We start from the raw sequence: 22,687 nt of genomic DNA, 5'->3' as shown, positions 1-22,687 counted from the left end.
ATGCTCCTGAACTGACTCAAGTGTGAATAATGAGATTGACCGGGAAATCCCCCAGCGCGGCGCTGACCAGCAGCTCCCTGTGTTTTGTGACTGTGACGCCGGAAAAAAGTCCCTTCAGATGTTCATCAGGGGCGGTGAACGGCAGTTTGACCCGGGTATCGCCCCACAGCGGCGCGTGGACCTGCGGCTCGGCACTGTTTTCCAGCAGTTCGGCACAACGTATCGGCACAATCACGATGGCGCGTTTTCCCTCCCGTTCACGGACAAAACCCAGCACTCGATGGGCCTCGCTGCCCACCACTTCCAGGGCCTGGTAGGTGCCTCGCCGAAACAGTTCGGCATGCTCGGCACGCAACCCCAGGGCGCGGGCAATCAAGGCCTGCTTGATGCGCCCGTCACGCCAGTTCGCCAGCAGATCGGGTAGATCCACAGGCTGCTGCATCGCCCGCTGGCGGCTGGCGTAATCCACCGGCCGGCGGTTGTCCGGATCGACCAGGCTGAAGTCCCAGAACTCGTTGCCCTGATACAGATCCGGCACGCCGGGCACGGTCATGCGCAGCAAGGTTTGCGCCAAACCGTTGAGTGCGCCGGGGACGGCGATCGACCGGGCAGCCTTGGCGAGGGCCTTGCGCAACAGCTCGCCTTCGGGACCGAGCAACAGGCGCTGGATGAAGCCTTCGCTCGCTTGCTCGTAAGCATCATTGGGCGCGCTCCAGCTGCTTTGCAGCTTGGCTTCGCGCAGGGCCTTGCGTTGCCACTGCCAGAGGCGTTTTGCGTAGTCCTCCAGCGCCGCCGGATCGCCTATGTCCAACTCCAGCGGCCAACTGCCGAGGATCGCCTGATACAGAATCAACTCATCGCCCGCCGACGGCGCTTGATCGTCACTGCGCAATGGCCGGGCGAGGGCGCGCCACAGGCCGATCTGATCGGCATACCAGCTATGGCGTTCGCTCAAGACCGCCAGCCGCGCCCGCGAATCTTCGCCGCGCTTGTGGTCATGGGTGGCGCTGGCCAGCAAGTTGTCCGGGAAGGTGCGCAGACGCTCGATGCAGGCTTGATGAAAGTCGCCGACCGGGGCACTGAACTGCCCGGTGCTGAACCCCACGTCATTGCGCGAGAGCAGGACGGCCGAACGATAGAAGGCGGTGTCTTCCACAGCTTTCGCCGCGGCCGGCGAGGTCAGTTGCTGGAAACGTACGCAGGCGTGCTTGAGGCGTTTGCGTTCGCGACCGGCCGGGCGTTGCCGCCAGGGCTCGCCACCGAGCCAACCGGCCAGGCAATCGAGCACCGGCCAGTCCGCTTCGCCCAGGGTTTGCCGGGCGCCGTCCATGGCCTGGCGAAAAAACACCTCGTCCTCGGCAGACCGGCCAAGGGGGCTGATGTAGGTGCGGTACACCGGAAAATGCACGATCAGCGCCTGCAAGGCCCGGCGAATCGCACCGAGGGTCAAATCGCGGGTCATGAGATTGTCCCGGGCCACTTGCAGCAAGGCCTGGGCGACGCTTTCGAAATCGCCGGCCAGGGAACCATTGAGGACCTGCTGGCGCGCCAGTTGCGCTTCCTGGTCGAAGTCGGCGGTGCGCTCGCTGTGGCGCTGCCAGCGTTCGGCCAGTGTCTGCGCACCCCGAGGGTCGGTTTGCAGCAGTGATAGCTGGTTCATGAATTCGTAGCCGGTGGTGCCATCCACCGACCAGTCGCGATGCAGGGTTTCGCCTTCGCCGAGGATCTTTTCGACATAGATGGGCAGGTGGCGCCCCGCAGACAGGCTGTCGACCCGGCGGCGCAGTTTTCGGCAGTAACCCCGTGGGTCGGCGAGGCCGTCGATGTGGTCGATGCGCAACCCGTCGATCAGCCCTTCAGCCACCAGTTGGAAAATTTTCCCGTGGGTGGCTTCGAACACCGCGGGACGCTCGACGCGCAGCCCGCCGAGCTCATTGATATCAAAGAAGCGCCGCCAGTTGATGTCGTCGGCGGCGGTGCGCCAACTGGCCAGGCGATAGCTCTGGCGTTCCAGCAGGTTGTGCAGGCGCAGGAAGCCATCGCCGTTCAGTGAGTCGTAGTCTTTCAGGTGCTGCTCAATGGCTTGGGCAATGGCCGGATCGCTGATCAGGTCGAGTAGTTCTGCTTTCAGTGGAATCGCCAGGCTGTGGGCGTCGGTCTGGTAGCTCAGGGTGCTGAAGCGATCGGCGAGGTTTTTCAATTGCTCGTTCTGTTGCGCATCGAGCGGCGCATCGACCTTGAGCAATTCGCCGTAATCGCTTGGGCAAATGGGGAAGCGGTGTTCGTAGTGCTCGACATGAAAGCTGCCGTGCCAGGCATCGAAGCGCAGGGGCAGGGTGCCGTCCTGCAACGCGACGCCGTAATCGCTGCCCAGGAACGGCAGGAGCAATTGGCCCTCCATCAACGGATCGGGCGAGTGCCACTGGATATCGAAAAACTCGCCGTAGGGGCTCAGGCGTCCCCACTCGAGCAAATCCAGCCACCAGGGATTATCACTGCCGCCGACCGCCATGTGGTTGGAGACGATGTCGAGGATCAAGCCCATGTTCTGCCCGTGCAATGCGCTGACCAGGCTGCGCAGCGCCGCCTCGCCGCCCAGTTCCGGGTTGACCCGGGTCGGGTCCACCACGTCATAGCCATGCATCGAGCCGGCGCGCGCGCGAAGCAGCGGGGAGGCATAGACATGGCTGATGCCGAGGCGGGCGAAATACGGCACCAGTGGCACCGCATCCTCCAGCGTGAAGCCTTTGTGAAATTGCAGGCGCAACGTGGCGCGCAACGGTCGGGTCGGCACTTGAGTCATCGATCACGCTCGGCCGCCTGAAGTCGCGCACAGGCGAGCAGTTCCAGGCGCCGCGCGGCATCCGCGCCATCGAGCAAGGCTTCGCTGTAACCGGGCAAGCGCCGCGACCAGTTCGGGTGGGTGTCGATGGTGCCCGGCAGGTTGGCCTGTTGTTCCACGCCAAGGGCATCTTCCAGTGGCAGCAACACCAAGGGTGCCCGGGTATGGCCGAGGAAACGCACGCTGGCATCGAGCACCTGGTCGGTTTCGTGGGATTCCTCGCGAAAGTTCTGCGGGTCCTGGCTCAACGCCCGGCGCAGGCCTTCGCGCTCGCGTTCACGGTGCTGGCGCCATTCGATTTCAGTGCTGGCATCGACCATGCCGAGCCGGGCGTTCCAGTCGATATCACGGCCATGCCACCAGCCGTTGAGGGTGGGCAGGTCATGGGTGCTGGTGGTCGCCAGGGCGTTGTCGGGCCAGTCGAGGATCGGCTTGAAGTGCGTGTTGTCCTGTTCGAACAGCAATACCCGCATGCCGAGCATCGAACGGGCGATGAGTTTTTCCCGCAGGCCGTCCGGTACGGTACCGAGGTCTTCGCCGAGGACGATGGCCTGGTGACGGTGGGACTCCAGGGTCAGCAGGCGCAGCAGATCGTCCACCGGGTAATACAGGTAGGCGCCGTCGGCTGGCGGCGAGCCATTGGGGATCACCCACAGACGCTGCAAGCCCATGACGTGATCGATGCGCAAGCCACCGGAATGGGCGAAGTTGGCCCGCAGCATTTCGATGAAGGCACGGAAACCATTGCGCACCAGGCCTTCGGGGGAGAACGCGGAAATCCCCCAGCCCTGGCCACTGCGGTTGAGAATGTCCGGCGGCGCTCCGACGGTGAGGGAGGCGAGCAGTTCGTCCTGACGGCTCCAGGCCTGGCTGCCACCGCCATCGGCGCCAACGGCCAGGTCGGCGATCAGGCCAATGCTCATGCCACTGGCGCGGGCGGCGGTTTGCGCGCGCTCCAGGCAGCGCGTGATCAGCCACTGACAGAAGGCATAGAAACCGATTCGCCCGGCATTCTCTTCGGCGAATGCTGCAAGCTCGTCACTGCGCGGGTTGCGCCAGGGTTCGGGCCATTGGCGCCAGTCGAGGTGTTCACCGCGTGCGGCGCGAGCCTCCTGGATGGCTTCGAAGCGGCAGTGGTTTTCCAGCGCTTCGCCTGCGGCGTGACGAAAACTGCTGAAATCCTCGTGCAACGGGTGTTCACCCTGGACGAAACCTTCGTACAGCGACTGCAGCAGCCGGTGCTTGGCTTCGGCGGCGGCCGGCCAGTCAATCAGCGGGCGTTCTTCCAGTGCCTTGAGTTCAATGGCCAGGCCAGTGGCGTCAATGGCGGTACGCAATGCGCGTTCGCCGAGAATGGTGCCGGGGGCGCAGTAAAGGCTGTTGAGAAACAAGCGGCTGGACGGCGAATATGGGCTGTAGCGCTGGGTGTCACTGGAAAACATCGCATGCAACGGGCTGATCGCCAGCGCCTCGGCGCCACGCTCACCGGCCACCCGGGCGAGGTCCTCCAGCGCCTGGGTATCACCAAAGCCGCCATCGCCGGGGCGGCGCAATCCATACAGCTGCACGCTCAGGCCCCAAGCACGCGGGATCGGGTTGTCCACGGCGTCGGCCACGCTGTAGCAACGGGCCGGGGCCACCGCCAGGGTGAAGGTTTGTCCGTCGATGCTGACTTGTTGATAGCCGACCGGAACCAGTCCCGGCAGCACCGAGTTGGCATCCAGTTTCAGGTTCAGCCGCGAGCCATCCTCGAGGTGGATTTCGCAAGGGGTTTGCGGCTCGAAGAAACGCGCCAGGTCCAGGCCTGAACCCGCATCGACGGTCATCAGGGGTGGCAAGTCATGGGTCTGTTGCACCGCCTGCAATTCCAGCAGGCTGGCGTCGATTTCCTGGGCGCTGCCGGCCGGGTGGCCAAGGCCGGTCAGGACGTTGCGCAACACCGAGGGTGCAACTTTTTGCGCACGGCCGTTGGCGTCGATCCAATCGACCGCGAGGCCGGCACGGCTGGCCAGGATTTCCAGTTGCGCATCACTCATGGACGCTCTCCATACGGGGTAGCAAAGGGGCTGCGGCGGCGAGGCTGGCGAGCGCGCAATATGGGGCAAGGGTGCCTTGGTCCAGCAGCCCGGCGCTCTGTGGCGGGTATTCGAACAACCGCGTGGCACCAGGCAGTGAGGTGTGGACTACGGGCTTGGCGCTGAGGTTCAGGTCAATGCGCAGTTGGCTGCCGTCGCCCAGGCGCCAGGACGCACTGACCGCGCCTGCGCCCAGCACGTCGGCGCCCAATGCCTGGGCACCGGGCAGGCGCGGGATGAGGAGCCGGTGACGGATCTGCAACAGCCGGCAATACAGGTCATGCATCTCGCCGTGGCCGGTCAGGGGCAGGACAGGGCGCGACGCTGCAAACGTCTGCGGATCGTTCGGGTCCGGAATGTGTTCGAGCAGGAGCGGGTCGGCAAAGGCGCTGAACGCCGCGAACTCGTTGCGTCGGCCGTCGCGGACAAGTTTCGCCAATTCACCGTGATGGCTGGTGAAAAACAGGAAGGGTTGCTCGACGGCAAACTCGTCGCCCATGAACAGCAACGGAATCATCGGCGACAGCAGCAGCAACACCGTGGCGGCCCGTAGCGCTTGCGGGTGGGCGAGTTGATGCAGGCGTTCGCCGAAGGCCCGGTTGCCGATCTGGTCATGGTTCTGCAAAAACAGGATGAATGCGCCGGGTGGCAAATGCCCGCTGGGCTCACCACGCGCCACACCATGACGGTTCAGATGGCCCTGGAACACGAAACCCTGGCTCAGGCAGCGCGCCAGTTGTTCGGTGGGGTTTTGCGCGTAGTCGGCGTAATAGGCCTCGGTTTCACCGGTGAGCAATACGTGCAGGGCGTTGTGGCCGTCGTCATTCCATTGCGCGTCGTAATCGTGTTCGAGCAGGCTGGCCTGGTTGTGTTCGTTCTCCACCATCAGCCAGACATGCCGCGCCGGCCCCGTCTGCTGGCGCACCCGTCGGGCCAGTTCCTGGAGGAAGTCCGGGTCTTCGATGGCGTGCACCGCGTCCAGACGCAATCCGTCGAATCGGTATTCCAGCAGCCACATCAAGGCGTTTTCGATGAAGAAGTCCCGTACTTCGCGACGGCGCAAGTCGATGGCCGCGCCCCACGGGGTGTGTTTGTCTTCGCGAAAAAAGCCCTTGGCATAACGATGCAGGTAATTGCCGTCCGGGCCGAAGTGGTTGTAGACCACGTCGAGAATCACCGCCAAACCGTGGCCATGGGCGGTATCGATCAAGTGCTTGAGCTGCTCGGGTGAGCCGTATGAAGCCTGGGGTGCGTAGGGCAGGACGCCGTCATAACCCCAGTTGCGCTCACCGGGAAACTGCGCGATGGGCATCAGTTCGATCGCAGTCACACCCAGTTCGACCAGCCGCGCCAGATGCTGCTCGACGGCACTGAAGCCGCCGAGTGCACCGACATGCAACTCGTAGATCACCGCTTCGTTCCATGGCCGTCCCGGCCAGGTACTGTGTTGCCAGGCATAGGCCAGCGGATCGACCACCACACTGTGCCGGTCAACATCGCCTGCCTGGGCGCGGGAGGCCGGGTCGGGCACCTCCAGTTCGCCGTCGATGCTGTAGCGGTAACGCGTACCTGCCGGGCATCGGGTGTTGATCACGAACCAGCCGTCGGCCTGGGGCAGCAACGGCAAGGACTGTCCATTTTCCAGTTCGACACTGACGTAGAACGCATCTGGCGCCCACAACGCGAATCGCGTGTGCTCCGGGTCCAGCATGATTGCGCCGTGGGGCCAGGTCTCAAGGGTCCGTAACGGCATCTTGAAAGCCTCTTACTGTTTGTGCGATTTCCCCAATGCCTTAGCCACAAGCTGTTCGTAGAGTTCGGCGTAGGGTTCGACCGCCTTGCACCAGTTGAACGGTGCTGCCATGGCCCGGCAGCGCATGGCGTGCAGCAGGTCGGGAAAGGCGAACACCTTGAACGCACGGCTCAGGGCTTCCTGATAGCTCTGCACGGTGGATTCATCGAACAGGAAACCGGTCACGCCGTTTTCGATGGTGTCGGCCAGGCCTCCGGTATTGCGTGCCACCGGCAACGAGCCGAAGCGCTGGGCATACATCTGGCTCAGGCCGCATGGCTCGTAACGCGAAGGCATCAGCAGGAAGTCGCTGCCGGCGAACATGCGCCGGGCGTCGGTTTCGTTGAAGCCAATGCGCACGCCGATCTGCCCGGGGAAGCGCAGGGCCAGTTCGCGCATCGACTGTTCTTCCTCCGGCTCGCCACGGCCAATGATTGCGATCTGGCCGCCGGATTTGACGATGTATTCGGAGACTGCCTCGGTGAGATCCAGGCCTTTCTGGTAAACCAGTCGCGAGACCACCGCAAACAGGGGGCCTTCGGAGTCTTCCAGACCGAACAGCTCGCGGACGTGGGCGGCATTGACTGCCTTGCCATCCCAGTCGCCGACCTCGAACGGGCAGAACAGGTGCGGGTCGGTCGCCGCATCCCAGCTTTCATCGATACCGTTGGGAATCCCGCTGAGCAGGCCTTGCTGGGTCTTGGCTGCAAGGAAACCGTCGAGACCGCAGCCGAAGTCCGGCGTGGTGATTTCCTGGGCGTAGGTCGCGCTGACCGTGGTGATGTGGCTCGAATAGGCCATGCCGGCCTTGAGGAACGACATCTTGCCGTAGAACTCCATGCCTTCCTGTTGCAGCGCGTGATGGGGAATGCCCAGTTCGGGGCACGAGCCCAGGCTGGTCACGCCCTGGTAAGCCAGGTTGTGAATGGTGAACAGCGTCGGCGTGCGCTGCCCGCGCCAGTGCATATAGGCCGGGGCCAGGCCGGCGGGCCAGTCGTGGGCATGCACCAGGTCCGGGCACCAGTGGATTTGTGCGAGGTTGGCGGCGATATCGGCGGCTGCCAGGCCCAGGCGGGCGAAACGGATATGGTTGTCCGGCCAGTCGCGGCCGTTGTTGGCGCCGTAGGGTGAACCTTCGCGCTCATAGAGTTCGGGGCAGATCAGCACGTAAATGACCAGGCCATCGGGCATGTCCATGCGCCCGATCTTGCACGGTGGCAACGCCGCATGGCCGCCGAGTTCGCCAATGATATGGATCGGATTTTCGCTATGCAGCACCTGCGGGTAACCCGGGATCAACACCCGTACGTCATGCAGATGGGCCATGGCCCGTGGCAGTGCCGCGGAAACGTCGCCCAGGCCACCGGTTTTCACCAGGTCGGCAATTTCCGAGGTGACGAACAGGACTTTCTTACGGTTCGGATTCTGGTTGGCTGCCGGGGTCAGCGTCCTGGTGCCAGGCGCGTTGACAGGTTGGGTATTTGCGGCAGTCACGGCGCTCGATTCGCCGACCTGATGAGCACGCTCTCCCTGTATTTCCAAAGCCGTACTGATCATATGAATCTCCCGTGTTGTTGATCTAATTCTTAGGTCTGGCAAACGGTGTTCCAAAGCCAATTCACGTGGCCGGGCGCAATCGCGCTACGCATCAGTGAGCAAGCGCTGCCCAATGCGCTGAAGCAGAAAGGGTGAATGAGCCGTTGCAAAGATTGCACCAGTCGCAACGCACCTTCTTGTCAGAGGACTGATCGGGATGGGAAAAAGTTTCGGCTATTTTTCCACTTTATGACCGATCGGTTTCGTCTCGAGAAAATGAGTCTAGGCCAGAACTTAGAGCGGTAAAGGGCAGATGGCAAAATTGTTCGACAATCGGTTTATAACGGTACGGACGTGCCTGTTAGAGGTGCAAACGCCCCGACGAAGTGCAGTTTTTTATGCATTTTTGCCGCAAAAAGTCACCGGGAAGTCATATAAATGTGCAATGGGATCGAGCGCTTGCGCACCATCGTGGTGCGCCCGCTGAGTCCCGCATTTGGCCGAACCACTGCCTTACTGCCCACCTTGATGCCTTGTTATAGTTCCGGCCTCATTTTTGCCCGCAAAAGGATCACTGGCATGTCTCAGTACAGCGCGTTCAACGTCGAACTGGTCGATAAAATCGCCCATGTGCAGATCAACCGCCCGGAGAAGATCAACTCGATGAACGCCGCGTTCTGGAGCGAGATCGTCGAGATCTTCCAGTGGATCGACGACACCGATGAAGTGCGCGTGGTGGTCCTCAGTGGCGCAGGCAAGCATTTTTCCTCGGGCATCGACCTGATGATGCTGGCCGGCGTGGCCAATGAGCTGGGCAAGGACGTCGGACGCAATGCGCGCCTGCTGCGGCGCAAGATCCTCACCCTGCAAGCGTCGTTCAATGCCGTCGATAACTGCCGCAAACCGGTGCTGGCGGCCATTCAGGGTTACTGCCTGGGCGGCGCCATTGACCTGATTGCCGCGTGCGACATGCGTTATGCCGCCGAGGACGCACAGTTTTCGATCAAGGAAATCGACATCGGCATGGCCGCCGACGTCGGTACGTTGCAACGCTTGCCGCGGATCATCGGTGACGGCATGCTGCGTGAACTGGCTTACACTGGTCGCACCTTCGGCGCCGACGAAGCGCGGGGCATGGGCCTGGTCAATCGCGTCTACAGCGACAACGCCAGCCTGCTCGACGGCGTCATGGGCATTGCCCGGGAAATCGCCGGCAAGTCGCCGATTGCCGTCACCGGCACCAAGGAGATGATCAGCTACATGCGTGACCATCGCATTGATGACGGCCTCGAATACGTCGCCACCTGGAACGCCGCCATGCTGCAATCCACCGATCTGCGCGTGGCCATGGCCGCCCATATGAGCAAACAGAAACCTGAATTTCTGGATTGATTAACCATGATTCCTCGCTGGACCACTGCAGTACTGGACACCGATCAACCCGGCGGCTGGGCTGTTGCGCGCAGCCCCGAAGGCTTTCTGTTCGATGACAATGGCGCACTGTTCGCGCGCGAATGGCTCAAGCGCCAGGACCTGCCGATTCTCGCCGAGCATGGCATCGGTCATCTCGATGGCGAGCCGGTCTACCTGCTGGAGCTGCGCAGTCAAAGCGAAGTGCCGGGCTGCAACTGGAAAGGCCTGCGGGCGTTCATGCTGGAGGGCGATCACACGATCTACAAAGTGCTCGGTTACGCCGCGCAGATCGGCACCTGGGCCCGCGAGCACCGTTTTTGCGGCAATTGCGGGCAAGCCATGACGCAAGTGCCGCGGGAGCGGGCGATGTATTGCCAGCCATGCGATTTGCGCAGTTACCCGCGAATTTCGCCGAGCATGATTGTATTGGTCACTCGTGGCGATGAAATCCTGCTGGCGCGTTCACCGCGTTTCGTCACGGGCGTCTACAGCACGTTGGCCGGGTTTGCCGAACCGGGCGAGTCGGCCGAGGACTGCCTGATTCGCGAGGTTCGCGAAGAGGTGAGCATCGAGGTCAGGAATATCCAGTACCTGGGCAGCCAGTGCTGGCCGTTCCCGCACTCGATGATGCTCGGCTTTCATGCCGAATATGCCGGTGGCGAGATCGTCTGCCAGGAAGACGAGATCGAGGACGCCCAATGGTTCAACGTGCACGAGCTGCCGCCGTTGCCGGCGTCACGCTCGATTGCCCGTTACCTGATCGACGTCTACGTGGCGCGGCGCTTAGGCCACGCTGAACCAGTGCTGCCAGGCTAGACGCACGGTCAGGCCCAGCACCACGGTGATGAACACCGGACGAATGAATTTCGCACCGCCGCTGATGGCGGTGCGGGCACCGAAGAAGGCGCCGACCATCAACGACGAGCCCATGCACAGGCCGATGATCCAGTCCACCTGACCGGAAAAGATGAAGATCGACAGCGCCGCCGCGTTGCTGACGAAGTTCATGCTGCGCGCCACACCGCTGGCCTTCACCAGGTCGATGGGGTACAGCAGCAGGCTGCTCACGGTCCAGAACGCGCCCGTGCCCGGACCTGCCACGCCGTCATAAAAACCGAGGCTGAAGCCTTGGGTCGACTGCCATTTTTTCTTGATCGGTGCGTCGCTGTCCGTCGGCGCTTTCGGCGTGCCGCCAAACAAGAGATAGACACCACAAGCGAAGACGATCACCGGCAGCATTTTGTTCAGCCATTCCGCCGGCAGGTAGTGCGCGACCACGGCACCGGTCAACGCGCCGACCAGGGTGCCGACGATGGCGTGGACCCATTGCGCGGGGTGGAACAGCTTGCGTCGGTAGAAAGTGAAGCTGGCAATGGCCGAACCGAAGGTCGAGCTGAGCTTGTTGGTGCCCAGCACCAGATGCGGTGGCAGGCCGGCAGTCAGCAGGGCCGGGGTGGTCAACAGTCCACCACCACCAGCGATGGCGTCGATGAAGCCGGCAACAAAAGCGACAAGGGCCAGGATGGCCAGGGTAGAGAGGTCAACGCTGAGTTCGAAAGGCATGGGATCGACTTATTCGGCGGGTGCAGAAAGAGGCTGCGGGGAAGGGCAGCATCTTAACCACCTGCACAACACAAAACCATTGTGGGAGCGGGCTTGCTCGCGAAGAGGCCGTCAGATCCAGCATAAATGTTGGCTGACACACCGCTTTCGCGAGCAAGCCCGCTCCCACAGGGGTTAGTGCAAATTCAAACTACAGGCCCAGATCCGACAGCCCCGGATGATCATCCGGACGACGCCCCAGCGGCCAGTGGTACTTGCGCTCGCTTTCCTTGATCGGCATGTCGTTGATGCAAGCGAAGCGGCGGGCCATCAGGCCGTCCTCGTTGAACTCCCAGTTTTCGTTGCCGTAGGAACGGAACCAGTTGCCCGAGTCATCGTGCCACTCATAGGCATAACGCACGGCGATGCGGTTGTCGGTAAAGGCCCAGAGTTCCTTGATCAGTCGATAATCCAGTTCCTTGGCCCATTTACGGGTCAGGAAAGCCTTGGCTTCTTCGCGGTTGTGGGCGAACTCGGCGCGATTGCGCCATTGGGTGTCCAGGGTGTAGGCCAGGGACACTCGCTCGGGATCTCGGGAGTTCCAGCCGTCTTCAGCCAGGCGAATTTTTTCAATGGCCGATTCACGGGTGAAAGGGGGCAATGGTGGACGAACTTCGGTATTAGACATTTCAAGTCTCCGTATCAAGTTAAAGTTAAAACAACTGTCGAGCTTGATCAGGTTGCTACAGGTCCAATAACTTTCGCGCCATGCATTGCGCATTATCGGCGGCACTGTGATCACCCATTACAAGCGCCACGGTAATGGCACCATCGATCAGGATCAGCAGCTGTCTGGCCAGCCTCTGCGGATCCTCGGCGCCATGTTCGGTACACAGCTCGCACACGTAGTCGAGCAGCTTCTGTTTATGCTCTTTGGCGACCAGGCGCACCGGGTCTTGCGGGTCGCCGGTTTCGCCACTGGTATTGATGAAGGCGCAGCCGCGGAAGCCTTCCGAGGCGAACCACGATTTGAGCACGGTAAACAGGTTGAGCAGGCGTTCGGCCGGGGTTCGGGCCTGGTCGACTTCGCCCCTGTACCAGCGCATCCAGCGTTGGTCGCGGCGTTGCAGGGCGGCTACCACCAGTTCGTCCTTGTTGGCGAAGTAGCGGTAGATGCTTTTTCTGGAGACGCCGGCGGTCTTCACCAGAAGATCCATGCCAGTGGCGGCTATGCCACTTTTGTAGATCAACTTCTCGGTGACATCCAGGATGATGTCGCGTGTATCGTTACTTTTGATTTCGTTCATGTGGCTAACAGTAGAACGATCGTTCTCCTTAGTAAATTGGTTTTTGTGGTGCTTGACAAATGGTCTTCGCGAGCAAGCCCGCTCCCACATTGAAATGCGTTCCCCTGTGGGAGTGGGCTTGCTCGCGAAGGGGCCATAACAGACAGTAACAAGACCCGAAGCTATCGATGGTGTAAGCTCTCGGGTTCTTCGGATTCGACCCATTGCGAGCCCTATGCCGTCGCTTTTCAAACGCTCCCTGCTGCCCAAACTGCGCAGTTTTCCGCTGAAGGCCGATGCCGTCAGCATCCTCTCTGGCGCTGCCGAATTCCGTCGTTGCCTGCTGGAGAAAATTGCCAGCGCGACCCGGCGTATTTACATCGTTGCGCTGTATCTGCAACAGGATGAAGCCGGCCAGGAAATTCTCGATGCCTTGCACGCGGCCAAGCTGGCGCGTCCTGAACTGGACGTGGTGGTGGTCGTCGACTGGTTGCGCGCCCAGCGCGGCCTGATCGGTGCAGGCAAGCAACCGGGCAACTCGGCCTGGTATCAGGAAATGACCCGCACCCACGCAAGTGAAGTGCCGATCTACGGCGTCCCGGTACAAACCCGCGAACTGTTCGGCGTGTTGCACCTTAAAGGCTTCGTGATCGATGACTGCGTGATCTACAGCGGCGCGAGCCTGAACAACGTCTATCTGCACAAATTCGACAAGTACCGCTACGACCGCTATCACCTGCTGCACAATCGCGAACTGGCCGATTCTATGCAGCACCTGGTGCAGCACGGCCTGGTGGCGTCCAAGGCCGTGCACCGCCTCGACCTGCCGAACCTGCCGACCACCCGCAGCCTGCGCAATGACATCGGCGACTTGCGCAGCCGCCTCAAGCACGCGGCGTACGACACCACGCGGGGCTCCACGGACAGGACGGGGTTGTCCGTCAGCCCGCTGCTCGGCGTCGGCAAGAACAATCCGCTGAACCGGGTGATTTGCGAGCTGATCGCCAGTGCCCAGCAGCAACTGACCATCTGCACACCGTACTTCAATTTGCCGCTGGCGATCATCCGCGAGATCAATCGCGCGCTGGCCCGTGGGGTGAAGATCGACATTGTGGTCGGCGACAAGACGGCCAACGACTTCTACATTCCACCCAGCGAACCGTTCCGGGTCATTTCGGCGTTGCCGTACCTGTACGAAATCAGCTTGCGCCGGTTTGCCAAGCGCCATCAGCGCAACATCGATAGCGGCCAGTTGAACCTGCACTTGTGGCGCGATGGTGACAACACCTATCACCTCAAGGGCATGTGGATCGACCAGCGCTATACCTTGCTGACCGGCAACAACCTCAACCCACGGGCATTTCGACTCGATCTGGAAAACGCCTTGTTGATCGATGATCCCCATGGCGAACTGCTGGAGCCGCGTGGCCATGAGCTGGCAGAGATCTTCCAGCACACCCGTCGTATCGAGCATTTCCAGAACCTGGAAACCCTCGCCGAATACCCGATGGGCGTGGCCAAGTTCCTCAAGCGCGTGAGTCGGGTGCGGATCGAGCGGTTGCTCTATCGCATCCTGTGAACCCGCTGGACTTCCGATCTGCTGTTGCTCCTCTGTAGGAGCGAGCCTGCTCGCGATGGGCGCAAACGATAACGCGGGAAACCTGATTCACCTCGGCGTCCTCAGGTTTTTCGCGAGCAGGCTCGCTCCTACAGGTATGCGCGCCAGTCCCCGGATAAACGCCGCTTACGGTCGCTGTAAAACTCAGTTCAGACCGAGCTTCCCGCGCAATGTCGACAAGTCTTCAGCCAAAGTATTGACCGGCCCAACCAGTGCCTTACGGTCGGCGTCCTTCACCTTGTCATAGGTCTCGAAACCGCCATCCTTGGTCTTGTACTTGGCCAGGATCTTGTCCACGGTGGCGAAGTTCTTGTCGACCTTGGCCACGAACGCCGCATCCTGCTTCTCGATCTGCGGACGGAACAGGTCGACGATTTTCTTCGCGCCGTCGATGTTGCCCTGGAAGTCATAGAGGTCAGTGTGGCTGTAGCGGTCTTCTTCGCCGGAGATCTTGGTCGCCGCGACTTCTTCGAGCAGCGCAGCGGCACCGCCTACGACTTTCTCGGGGGGGAAGGTCAGGCCGGCCACACGGGTTTGCAGGTCTTTTACGTCTTTGTTCAAACCGTCGGCCAGTTCGCCCAGGTCTTTCGTGCTCTTTTCCGAGAACAGCGAGTATTCGAGGCGGTGGAAACCGGTGAAATCTTCGGCTTTCACGCCTTTTTCGTGGTCGTCGACGCGGGAGTCGATGGACGCATCCAGATCACTGAACAGCTCGGCGATCGGCTCGATCGACTCGTAGTAGACGCGAGTCGGCGCGTAGAGTTTTTGCGCGGTGGCCAGGTCGCCCTTTTTCACGGCGTCGGTGAATTGCTGGGTGTGGCTGGCCAGCTCGTCCAGTTGCTCGGTCACGTAGATCTTGTAGTCCGAGACCGGCCCCACCAGGTCCAGCGGTGCTGTCGCCGCGAAGACCGAAAGCGAAGTGTTGAGCAAGCCAAGGGTCAGCAATAACGCGAGAGGTGACTTTTTCATGGGGCGGTTCCGTGAGGGTTGTGTGGGTTAGGCGGTTGTTGTTGGATGTGTGGCATCGAGCAGAGAGCGACCGATGAAATCCTGGTCGCCGGTCACTCCGGGCAGCGTGAAGAAATAGCCACCGCCGACAGGCTTGAGGTACTCCTCCAGAGGTTCACCGTTGAGACGGGTTTGCACGGTGATGAAGCCTTTCTCCAAGTCGGCCTGGTAGCAGATGAACAACAGGCCCATGTCGAGCTGGCCGTTCTTGTTCACGCCGTTGGAGTAGTTGAACGGCCGGCGCAGGATCAGGTTGGCCTGGGTCGCGGCGGTGCGCGGGTTGGCCAGGCGAATGTGCGCGTCGAGCCGGGTCAGCTTGCCGGCCGGGTCCTTGCTGTAGTCCGGCACTTCGGTTTCATGGGCACCGCCCATGGGCGCACCGGTGCTTTTGACCCGGCCGAGAATGCTTTCCTGTTCCTGCAACGGCGTACGGTCCCAGCGCTCGACGAAGTTGCGGATGATCCGCACGGCCTGATAGCTGCCGTTGGCGGCCCACGCCGGTTCATCGCTGCCGGGTTGCACCCAGACAATGCTGTCCATGGCCTTGGCATCGTTGGAATCGGGGTTGGCCGAACCGTCGCGAAAACCGAGGAAGTTGCGCGCGCTCTGTGCCGGTACGCCGGGTTTCGCCGGGGCCTGGGGCGGCACGCTGCCTTCCTGTTTCCAGCGCACCAGCAGCAGGTCCGGCAGGTTTTTCACGATGTCCCGCAGGGCGTGGATATTGGTGTCGGTGGTGTTGGAGCAGAACTGGATGCTCAAGTCGCCATGGCAGCAATCGGCTTCCAGCGCGTCGTTGGGGAAGCCGACCATGCGTATCAGCCGCTTGGGCTTGGCGTGGGCCAAGCCGAAACGCTCGTCGAACAGCGACTCGCCCACCGACACCGTGATGGTCAGGTTATCCGGGGTCACGACCGGACCGAGAATGCCCGAGTCCACGGGCGGCAGCTGCGGATCGACCTGCGTCACCGCGCCGCCTTTCATCAGGAAGGCGATGCGCTGGTTCAGGGTGCGAAACAGCCGCTCAAGGTCTTCACGGTCACTGGCCAGCACATCGAACGACACCAGCATGCCGGACGCCGGGCGCGGCGTGACGATGCCAGTCTGGTGTTGGCCATGGAACGCGTGGTGGTCGAGGGTCTTGTCGCTGCTCGGCGCTTCGGTGACTTGCGCGGGGCTGGCGGCCATGGCTGGGCAACTGAGTGCCGAGCCTGCGAGCGCGACACCGGCGGCGCCCATCCCCAACAGTACACGGCGACGCTGGAGGTTGAATTGTTCTGGATCGTTCATCGGTTTACGTCTTCTGCTGACAGGCCGGAAAGGCCAAGGGCGGGATCGACTCCATCGAGGGCGGCGGCCAATGCCTTGGCCTTGTCGGCAATCCGTTTGCGCTGCTCGGCACTGACGCTGTCGTAGCTGGCGTAACCGTCGCCGACCTTGAAACCATTGAGTTCGGCGTCGAAGGCGTTGAGGGCGCTGTCGATTTTCGGCAGCAGCCCGGCCGCGGATTTGCTCAACAGCGGACGCAACAGGTCGACGGCTTTGCGGGCGGCATCGAGGTTGGCGGCGAAGCCGTTCAGGTCGCTATGGCTGTAGCGCTCCTCTTCGCCGCTGCTGGCGCGTACATCGGCAATGCCGTTGAGGTTGCGCACCATGATGCTCACCAGTTGCTCCGGCGGCAGTGACTGGGCCAGCAGTTGTTGTTTGAGGGTGGTGACATCTGTGAGCAAACGCTGGGCAATCGGCGCCAGGCCCACGAGGCTGCGTTGTTGAAACACTGCATATTCGATGCGGTGGAAACCGGTGAAGCTCGGGTCCTGCTCGCGTTGTTCGAAATAGTCGGAGCGGGCGTTGATGGCGTTGTCCAGTTCCGCCAGGCGTTGGGCGGCAGGCGCCACACGCTGATAGGCAGCGCGCGCCGGCACATACAGAGCCTGCGCCTGACTCAGGTCACCGGACTCGATGGCTTGCTGCAGGGCGGTGACGGCCTTGATCAGCGCGCTGCCCTGGCTGCTCAAGTACACACGGAATTCCGACAGCGGCCCGACAAACGCGACCATCGATGGCCTGGCGCTGGCGGCGGCCTCGGAGGCGGCTGTCGGCGTGACGTGCAGGGTGCCACGCGGGTTGCTCAGCAGCCCGCAAGTGATGCTGTAGTCGCCGGGCAGCAGGTTGGCATTGATGACCTGGCTCAAACCGGGCGCGATGTTTTCCCGTTCTTCGATGACCAGCACGCCGTCGAGGATTTCCCATTCCACGGCCCGGTCGGAGCGGTTGACGATCCGAAAGCTCGCGCGCCCGGCCGGGACGGTGAGGGCATTGGGTTCGCAACTGTGCGGGTGGATGGTCACCACCACTTCATCGTGGTTGGCCTGGCGTTTGGCCGCGGCCATTTTCGATGCGTAGTAGAACAGGCAGCCGGCGGCGATCATCACGATCACCGAACCGGCCAGCGCCCAGCGCAAGGCGCGGGGAGGGGAAGCCTGGATTGGGGCTTGGTTTGGCATGGGAGCCCTTACTGGCTGGAAGCGGAAGAAGGTTGCCTGGCGGGTGCGCCGGCCGGGGAGAAGAACATCACCAGCGCCACCAGCAGATAGATCAAGTACGCACCCAGGGTGCTGACGGTCGGCGCATCCTGGTAACCGAACATGCCGGCCAGCACCGAGCCCAGCGGGCCGTCCATCGGCAGGGTTGCGCTGAAGTCGAACAGCACGGTTTGCAGGTGGTTCCAGAGCCCGGCTTCGTGCAGTGCCTGCACCGAGTTGGCAAGGATGCCGGCCGCCACCACCAGGATGAACAAGCCGGTCCAGCGAAAGAACGCCGCGAGGTACAGGCGCATGCTGCCGCTGTAGATCAGGAAACCGATGGCGACAGCCAGGACCAGGCCGAGCAGGGCGCCAATCGGTGCCGCCGGACCTTCGCTCTGCTGGAACACCGCGAGCAGGAAAAACACCGTTTCCAGGCCTTCACGGGCCACGGCGAAAAACACCATGGCGATCAGGGCAATCACCTGGTGTGCAGAACCGGTCAACGCGTGGTCGAGGGACTCGTGCAATGAATGCTTGATCGAACGCGCCACCTTGCGCATCCAGAACACCATCGAGCTGAGAATGCCGACAGCGACCAACCCGACGATGCCTTCAAACAGCTCCTGTTGCTTTTGCGGAAACTGCGCACTGACCAGTTCCAGCCCCGCGCCCACCAGCAGCGCAAGCGTGACGGCAAGAAACACCCCGATCCACATCGCCGACAGCCATTGGCCGCGACCGGTCTGCTTGAGGTAACTGGCGATGATGCCAACGATCAACGCAGCCTCGACACCTTCGCGCAGCATGATCAAAAAAGGAACAAGCATTCAGCGCCGTCTCGAATTTAGATAGGGAGCTAATTTGTAACATAATGACACTCATTCCCATATGCCATTGATTGCCAATTACCTGAACCTAAGCTGAACGATCCTGAAGATCACGCTTTGGCTTTGGCTTTGGCTTTGGCTTTGGCTTTTGATTTTCTTGCCCCATCGAGAGGCCGAGTGGAGGTTCTGCGCAGTGGGCAACCCGGCATGGATGCCGGGTTAGCCGCCCTAGGCCATGGATGGCCGATGGCGGCGGGCCCACGGAGTTGGACCGGAGCGAGGGCATGCCGAGCCTAGGCGAGGCACCGAATGAAAGGGGCAAGAGCCCTTTGGTTACTTTGGGGCTTTTCCAAAGTGACCCGCCGTAAGGGCGGAACCATAAGCCGCCGTGACCGCAACAACGGATATGTACACCCACAAAATCCTCATCGCCTGACACAAAGCCTTCACGAGCAAGCCCGCTCCCACAGGGGATCTGCGTTAGGCCGGTGGTTTCAGCTAATATGCCCCCCACTCGAACAAGAACAGGCCTTGCCGCGATCCATGTCGGAAAAAGACACCATCAGCGCACAACTGCTGCGTGAAGCACTGCTGCAAAGTTGCGCCCCGGGAGCCGCCACCGAAGAGGTGTTGCACAAGCTCGGAATCGACCCGCGGTTGCTGGACAGCAGCGATGCCCGCCTGCCGGCCACCACCTATGCGAAGTGCTGGCGGTTGCTGGCACGGCGCGGGGATGACGAGTTTTTTGGCATGGACCCGCGCAAGCTAAAGTCCGGCAGTTTTGCCTTTCTGTGTCGTACGGCCATGCTCCAGCCCAACGTGGCGGCGGGACTGACCTGCGGCCTGGACTTTCTGTCGCTGATGCTTGAGCGCTTGCCAGCGCAGCTGGTGCGTCAGCAAAGCCTGGCGGAAATCGTCCTGCTGGAAGACGACAAGGACCCGCGCCGGGCCTTCACCTATTTCACCTACTGGATGATCGTCCACGGCGTCGCCTGCTGGCTGGCAGGGCGGCGGATTCCGATCCTGGCCATCGAACTGCGCTGTGCGAAACCGGATTTCTGTGATGACTATCAGGTGATGTTTTCCGAGAACCTGCGTTTCGACCGTCCACGCACGCGGATGATTTTCTCCGCCGATTACCTCGATTTGCCGATCAAGCGCAGCCCCGAGGAACTCAAGCGATTCCTCGCCCTTGCACCGGCGAACATCCTGGTGAAATACCGCGATCCCGAGAGCCTGGCCAGCCGTATCAAACACGACCTGCGCCATCTGCCAGCCGAACACTGGCCGGAAACCGAAGCCCTGGCGCAACGCCTGTGCATGTCCGCTTCAACCTTGCGCCGCCGTCTGGCCGAAGAAGGGCAAACCTATCAAGGCCTCAAGGACAGCGTGCGCAAGGAGCTGGCGATTGTCTGGCTGGCCGAGCCGGCGATCAGCTTCAGCGAAATCGCCACGCGGCTCGGATTCGCCGACGCCAGTTCTTTCTACAAGGCGTTTCGCAAGTGGTCAGGGTCGAATCCGGGGCATTACCGCAGCCTGATTCTCAATGACACCGAGTAGGTTCAGCGGCGCGATAACCATTCTTCACGGGTGATTTCCCAGGTTTCTTTCGGGAAAACCCCGCCGACAAACCGGCCTTCATCCGTTCGAATCAGGCGCATGCCGGTACGTTCGGAGAGCCTGCGCGAACCAATGTTCGGGGCCGCTTTTGGCACACGCAGCACGCTGCGGCCCAGAACGGAAAACCAGTACTCGGTCACAGCCGCGCTGGCTTCATTCATCAAGCCATGACCCTGCCATTTCGGGCCGAGCCAGAAACCGCGATTGTTGTCCTGTTCGCTCATCAGGCTGATGTTGCCGATCAACTGCTCCGGCGCCGACTTCAGGCGGATCGACCAGTGCCACTCCTCGCCACGGGCGATGGCGGGCAGGGCATTGTCACGCAGATAGACCCGCGCGCCATCGGCCGGATAGGGCCAGGGCACGAAGGCGTTGAGGTAACGCACCACTTCCCAGTGGGCGAACTGTTGCTGGATGGCATCGGCGTCGGCCAGTTCCAGCGGGCGCAGGATCAGGCGCTCGGTGTAGAGCGTGGGGGTGGCTTCCATGGAAGGTGTTGCTCCCTGAGTCAGGTGTCAGCGGCTGCCGGTGGTCGCTCCCGGCAGATTGAGTGTGCCACTGTCGACGAAACGCGTCGTGTTGAACAGCCCACCCGAGAGCTTGCCGTGCAGGATATAGGGCATGTTGTTCAGCGTTTTCATTTGGCTGATGCCATAGGTCTGGCGGATCACCGACAACGCCGAAACGCTGACCGGCACGCTCACGACGACGTCGGAAAAGCGCCCGATCGTGCCCCTTTCATCGGTGACGCCGGAGGCGAACGGCTGGCCGTTGATGTCCAGATCCAACGCAACCCCACTGTAGGTGAGGACGTTGTCATTGGGGTTTTGCACGCGGATTCTCACGGCAAAGCGCACTTCCATGCCTTCGCCTTGCAGGGGTTCGACGCCCACGACGTTGATTTTCAACGGGTCTCGGTTGGGCAGGGAGGAACAGGCGCTCAGGCAGAGCAGGAGGGAAATCAGGACTGCGTGGACGCTGCGCATGGACGTGCTCTCATCTGAAAAAGGGCTGAGCCGCCAGCGGCTCAGCCCTTGAGCCCGTCTAGCGGTTTGACGGTGCGACCACCGCAGCCTTTGCGGACTCATCCCTGGCGGTCACATCGGGGTTCTGCATCACCTGAAGCACGGAGGCCTCCGGATCGAATTCGTCTTCCTCCAGCTCAATGAACTCCTCGGGCAGGAAGATATTAAGAACGATAGCGCACAGCGCGCCGACGGTGATGGGCGATTCGAAAATGTTGTGCAGGGCCTTGGGCAGTTCACGCAAGACTTCCGGCACGGCGGCCACGCCCAGGCCCATGCCGAGGGAGATCGCCACGATCAGCATGTTGCGCCGATGCAGGCCGGCCTCGGCGAGAATCTTGATCCCGGCCACGGCGACGGTGCCGAACATCACCAGTTCCGCGCCCCCCAGCACCGGTTTCGGCATCAGTTGCAGGACCGCGCCGATCATCGGGAACAGGCCCAGCACCACCAGCAATCCGGCGATGAAAAAAGCCACGTAGCGGCTGGCCACGCCCGTGAGCTGGATCACCCCGTTGTTCTGGGCGAAGGTCACCATCGGCATGCTGTTGAACACCGCCGCCATGGCCGAGTTGAGGCCGTCGGCGAGCAGGCCGGACTTGATCCGGCGAATGTACAGCGGGCCTTTGACCGGCTGCCGGGAGATCATCGAGTTGGCCGTGAGGTCACCGGCGGCCTCCAGCGGCGACACGAGGAAAATCACCGCCACCGGAATGAACGCCACCCAATCGAAGTTGAACCCGTACTTGAACGGCACCGGTACGCTCACCAGCGCGACGTCGGGCAGGCTGTGGAAATCCACCTGGCCCATGAGCCAGGCCACCCCATAACCCAGGGTCAGGCCGATGACAATCGCGCCCAGGCGCAGAAACGGCACGTCCACCCGGTTCAACACCACGATGGTGCCCAGCACCAGTGCAGCCAGGGCCAGGTGACTGGCGGCCCCCAGGTCCGGGGCGCCGAAGCCTCCCGCGATGTCGGTCATGGCCACCTTGATCAGCGACAAACCCATCAGCGTGATGATCGTCCCGGTCACTACCGGGGTGATCAGCATGCGCAGTTTGCCGATGAACTGGCTCAACACCACTTCGATGAACGCGGCAAAAAAACACACGCCGAAGATGGTCGAGAGAATCTCGTCGGTGCCGCCGCCCCGGGCCTTGACCATGAAGCCGGCGCTGAGAATCACACTGATGAACGAGAAGCTGGTGCCTTGCAGGCACAGAAGGCCGGAGCCCACCGGGCCAAAACGCCGCGCCTGCACGAAGGTGCCCAGGCCGGAGACAAACAGCGCCATGCTGATCAGATAAGGAATTTCGCTTTGCAGGCCCAGGGCGCTGCCCATGATCAACGTCGGGGTGATGATGCCGACAAAACTCGCCAGCACATGTTGCAGGGCGGCGAAGACGGTGGCGGTCAGGTGCGGGCGGTCATCAAGGCCGTAAATAAGGTCGCTGTGGCGTGGAGCGGGGGCTTTTTCGGAGGCGGTCATGGTGGTTTGCGTGCCAGAAGGCGGGCCGGGTCAGAAAATGGAGGCGCAGGATGCCAGAACCGCCCGGCCACGGCAAAAGATCCTCC

At 61.8% G+C, this 22,687-nt stretch carries 18 protein-coding genes; 4 read left to right on the top strand and 14 right to left on the bottom strand.

The features are described 5' to 3' along the window. Positions 1–16: 16 nt before the first annotated feature. From KGA88_RS29860 to glgA, 4 genes are read right to left on the bottom strand one after another with little or no spacing between them, the layout of a single operon-like run. Complete coding sequence (locus tag KGA88_RS29860; RefSeq protein ID WP_223596252.1) at positions 17–2,803, bottom strand: malto-oligosyltrehalose synthase; 2,787 nt, start codon at positions 2,801–2,803, stop codon at positions 17–19. After that, positions 2,800–4,878: a 4-alpha-glucanotransferase gene (malQ, locus tag KGA88_RS29855; protein ID WP_223596250.1), complete on the bottom strand. Its 2,079-nt coding sequence runs from the start codon at positions 4,876–4,878 to the stop codon at positions 2,800–2,802. The genes KGA88_RS29860 and malQ overlap by 4 nt, the downstream gene beginning before the upstream one ends. Beyond that, positions 4,871–6,670 (bottom strand): malto-oligosyltrehalose trehalohydrolase, encoded by a 1,800-nt coding sequence (treZ, locus tag KGA88_RS29850; RefSeq protein WP_223596249.1) that lies wholly within the window; start codon positions 6,668–6,670, stop codon positions 4,871–4,873. Before treZ ends, malQ begins: the two co-directional genes overlap by 8 nt. Positions 6,671–6,682: 12 nt before the next feature. Further along, complete coding sequence (glgA, locus tag KGA88_RS29845) at positions 6,683–8,266, bottom strand: glycogen synthase GlgA (RefSeq protein WP_223596247.1); 1,584 nt, start codon at positions 8,264–8,266, stop codon at positions 6,683–6,685. A 558-nt stretch (positions 8,267–8,824) separates the two neighbouring features. Here glgA and KGA88_RS29840 point away from each other — a divergent pair. Together KGA88_RS29840 and nudC are read left to right on the top strand one after the other, a co-directional pair. After that, a complete protein-coding gene (locus KGA88_RS29840) occupies positions 8,825–9,637 on the top strand; it encodes a crotonase/enoyl-CoA hydratase family protein (RefSeq protein ID WP_110659925.1) in 813 nt (270 codons plus the stop codon). A 6-nt stretch (positions 9,638–9,643) separates the two neighbouring features. Next, a complete protein-coding gene (gene nudC / locus KGA88_RS29835) occupies positions 9,644–10,474 on the top strand; it encodes an NAD(+) diphosphatase (protein ID WP_223596245.1) in 831 nt (276 codons plus the stop codon). Here the strand turns inward: nudC and KGA88_RS29830 are convergent. From KGA88_RS29830 to KGA88_RS29820, 3 genes are all read right to left on the bottom strand, one after another. Next, positions 10,442–11,221 carry a TSUP family transporter gene (locus KGA88_RS29830; RefSeq protein ID WP_104448285.1) on the bottom strand — a complete coding sequence of 260 codons (780 nt, stop codon included), beginning with the start codon at positions 11,219–11,221 and terminating at the stop codon, positions 10,442–10,444. The two genes, nudC and KGA88_RS29830, sit on opposite strands and share 33 nt — an antisense overlap. Positions 11,222–11,411: 190 nt before the next feature. Next, complete coding sequence (locus KGA88_RS29825) at positions 11,412–11,888, bottom strand: DUF1348 family protein (protein WP_110661100.1); 477 nt, start codon at positions 11,886–11,888, stop codon at positions 11,412–11,414. 55 nt (positions 11,889–11,943) lie between these two features. Next, on the bottom strand, positions 11,944–12,507 hold the full coding sequence (locus tag KGA88_RS29820) for a TetR/AcrR family transcriptional regulator (protein ID WP_110661101.1): 564 nt from the start codon (positions 12,505–12,507) through the stop codon (positions 11,944–11,946). 214 nt (positions 12,508–12,721) lie between these two features. Between KGA88_RS29820 and pssA the strand changes: the two genes are divergently transcribed. After that, positions 12,722–14,065, top strand: a complete 1,344-nt coding sequence (pssA, locus tag KGA88_RS29815) for a CDP-diacylglycerol--serine O-phosphatidyltransferase (protein WP_110661102.1) — start codon at positions 12,722–12,724, stop codon at positions 14,063–14,065. Between the two features lie 183 nt (positions 14,066–14,248). Here the strand turns inward: pssA and efeO (KGA88_RS29810) are convergent, their stop codons facing one another. Genes efeO (KGA88_RS29810) through efeU form a run of 4 tightly spaced genes read right to left on the bottom strand, consistent with a single transcriptional unit; the run spans position 14,249 to position 18,464 of the window. After that, positions 14,249–15,073, bottom strand: coding sequence for an iron uptake system protein EfeO (gene efeO, locus KGA88_RS29810; protein ID WP_223596243.1), 825 nt, complete (start codon positions 15,071–15,073; stop codon positions 14,249–14,251). Between the two features lie 27 nt (positions 15,074–15,100). Further along, the gene (gene efeB / locus KGA88_RS29805; RefSeq protein WP_223596241.1) at positions 15,101–16,399 is read right to left on the bottom strand and encodes an iron uptake transporter deferrochelatase/peroxidase subunit; all 1,299 of its coding nucleotides are present in this window, start codon (positions 16,397–16,399) and stop codon (positions 15,101–15,103) included. Next, the gene (efeO, locus tag KGA88_RS29800) at positions 16,396–17,616 is read right to left on the bottom strand and encodes an iron uptake system protein EfeO (protein ID WP_223596239.1); all 1,221 of its coding nucleotides are present in this window, start codon (positions 17,614–17,616) and stop codon (positions 16,396–16,398) included. The genes efeB and efeO (KGA88_RS29800) overlap by 4 nt, the downstream gene beginning before the upstream one ends. 8 nt (positions 17,617–17,624) lie before the next feature. Beyond that, positions 17,625–18,464, bottom strand: a complete 840-nt coding sequence (gene efeU / locus KGA88_RS29795) for an iron uptake transporter permease EfeU (RefSeq protein WP_223596237.1) — start codon at positions 18,462–18,464, stop codon at positions 17,625–17,627. Positions 18,465–19,007: 543 nt separating this feature from the next. Here efeU and KGA88_RS29790 point away from each other — a divergent pair. Beyond that, positions 19,008–20,024, top strand: a complete 1,017-nt coding sequence (locus KGA88_RS29790; RefSeq protein WP_223596352.1) for an AraC family transcriptional regulator — start codon at positions 19,008–19,010, stop codon at positions 20,022–20,024. A gap of 2 nt (positions 20,025–20,026) precedes the next feature. Here KGA88_RS29790 and KGA88_RS29785 read toward each other — a convergent pair whose 3' ends face one another. The 3 genes from KGA88_RS29785 to KGA88_RS29775 are packed head-to-tail and all read right to left on the bottom strand — an operon-like array spanning position 20,027 to position 22,601. Next, complete coding sequence (locus tag KGA88_RS29785; RefSeq protein WP_223596235.1) at positions 20,027–20,572, bottom strand: GNAT family N-acetyltransferase; 546 nt, start codon at positions 20,570–20,572, stop codon at positions 20,027–20,029. A 27-nt stretch (positions 20,573–20,599) separates the two neighbouring features. Further along, positions 20,600–21,070 carry an LEA type 2 family protein gene (locus KGA88_RS29780; RefSeq protein WP_110658244.1) on the bottom strand — a complete coding sequence of 157 codons (471 nt, stop codon included), beginning with the start codon at positions 21,068–21,070 and terminating at the stop codon, positions 20,600–20,602. A gap of 58 nt (positions 21,071–21,128) precedes the next feature. Continuing rightward, the gene (locus KGA88_RS29775; protein ID WP_223596233.1) at positions 21,129–22,601 is read right to left on the bottom strand and encodes a nucleobase:cation symporter-2 family protein; all 1,473 of its coding nucleotides are present in this window, start codon (positions 22,599–22,601) and stop codon (positions 21,129–21,131) included. Between the last annotated feature and the right edge of the window lie 86 nt (positions 22,602–22,687).

Source organism: Pseudomonas sp. A-R-19 (assembly GCF_019956575.1).
In the GTDB taxonomy this organism is placed as follows: domain Bacteria; phylum Pseudomonadota; class Gammaproteobacteria; order Pseudomonadales; family Pseudomonadaceae; genus Aquipseudomonas.
This window is presented reverse-complemented; position numbering and strand designations above follow the sequence as displayed.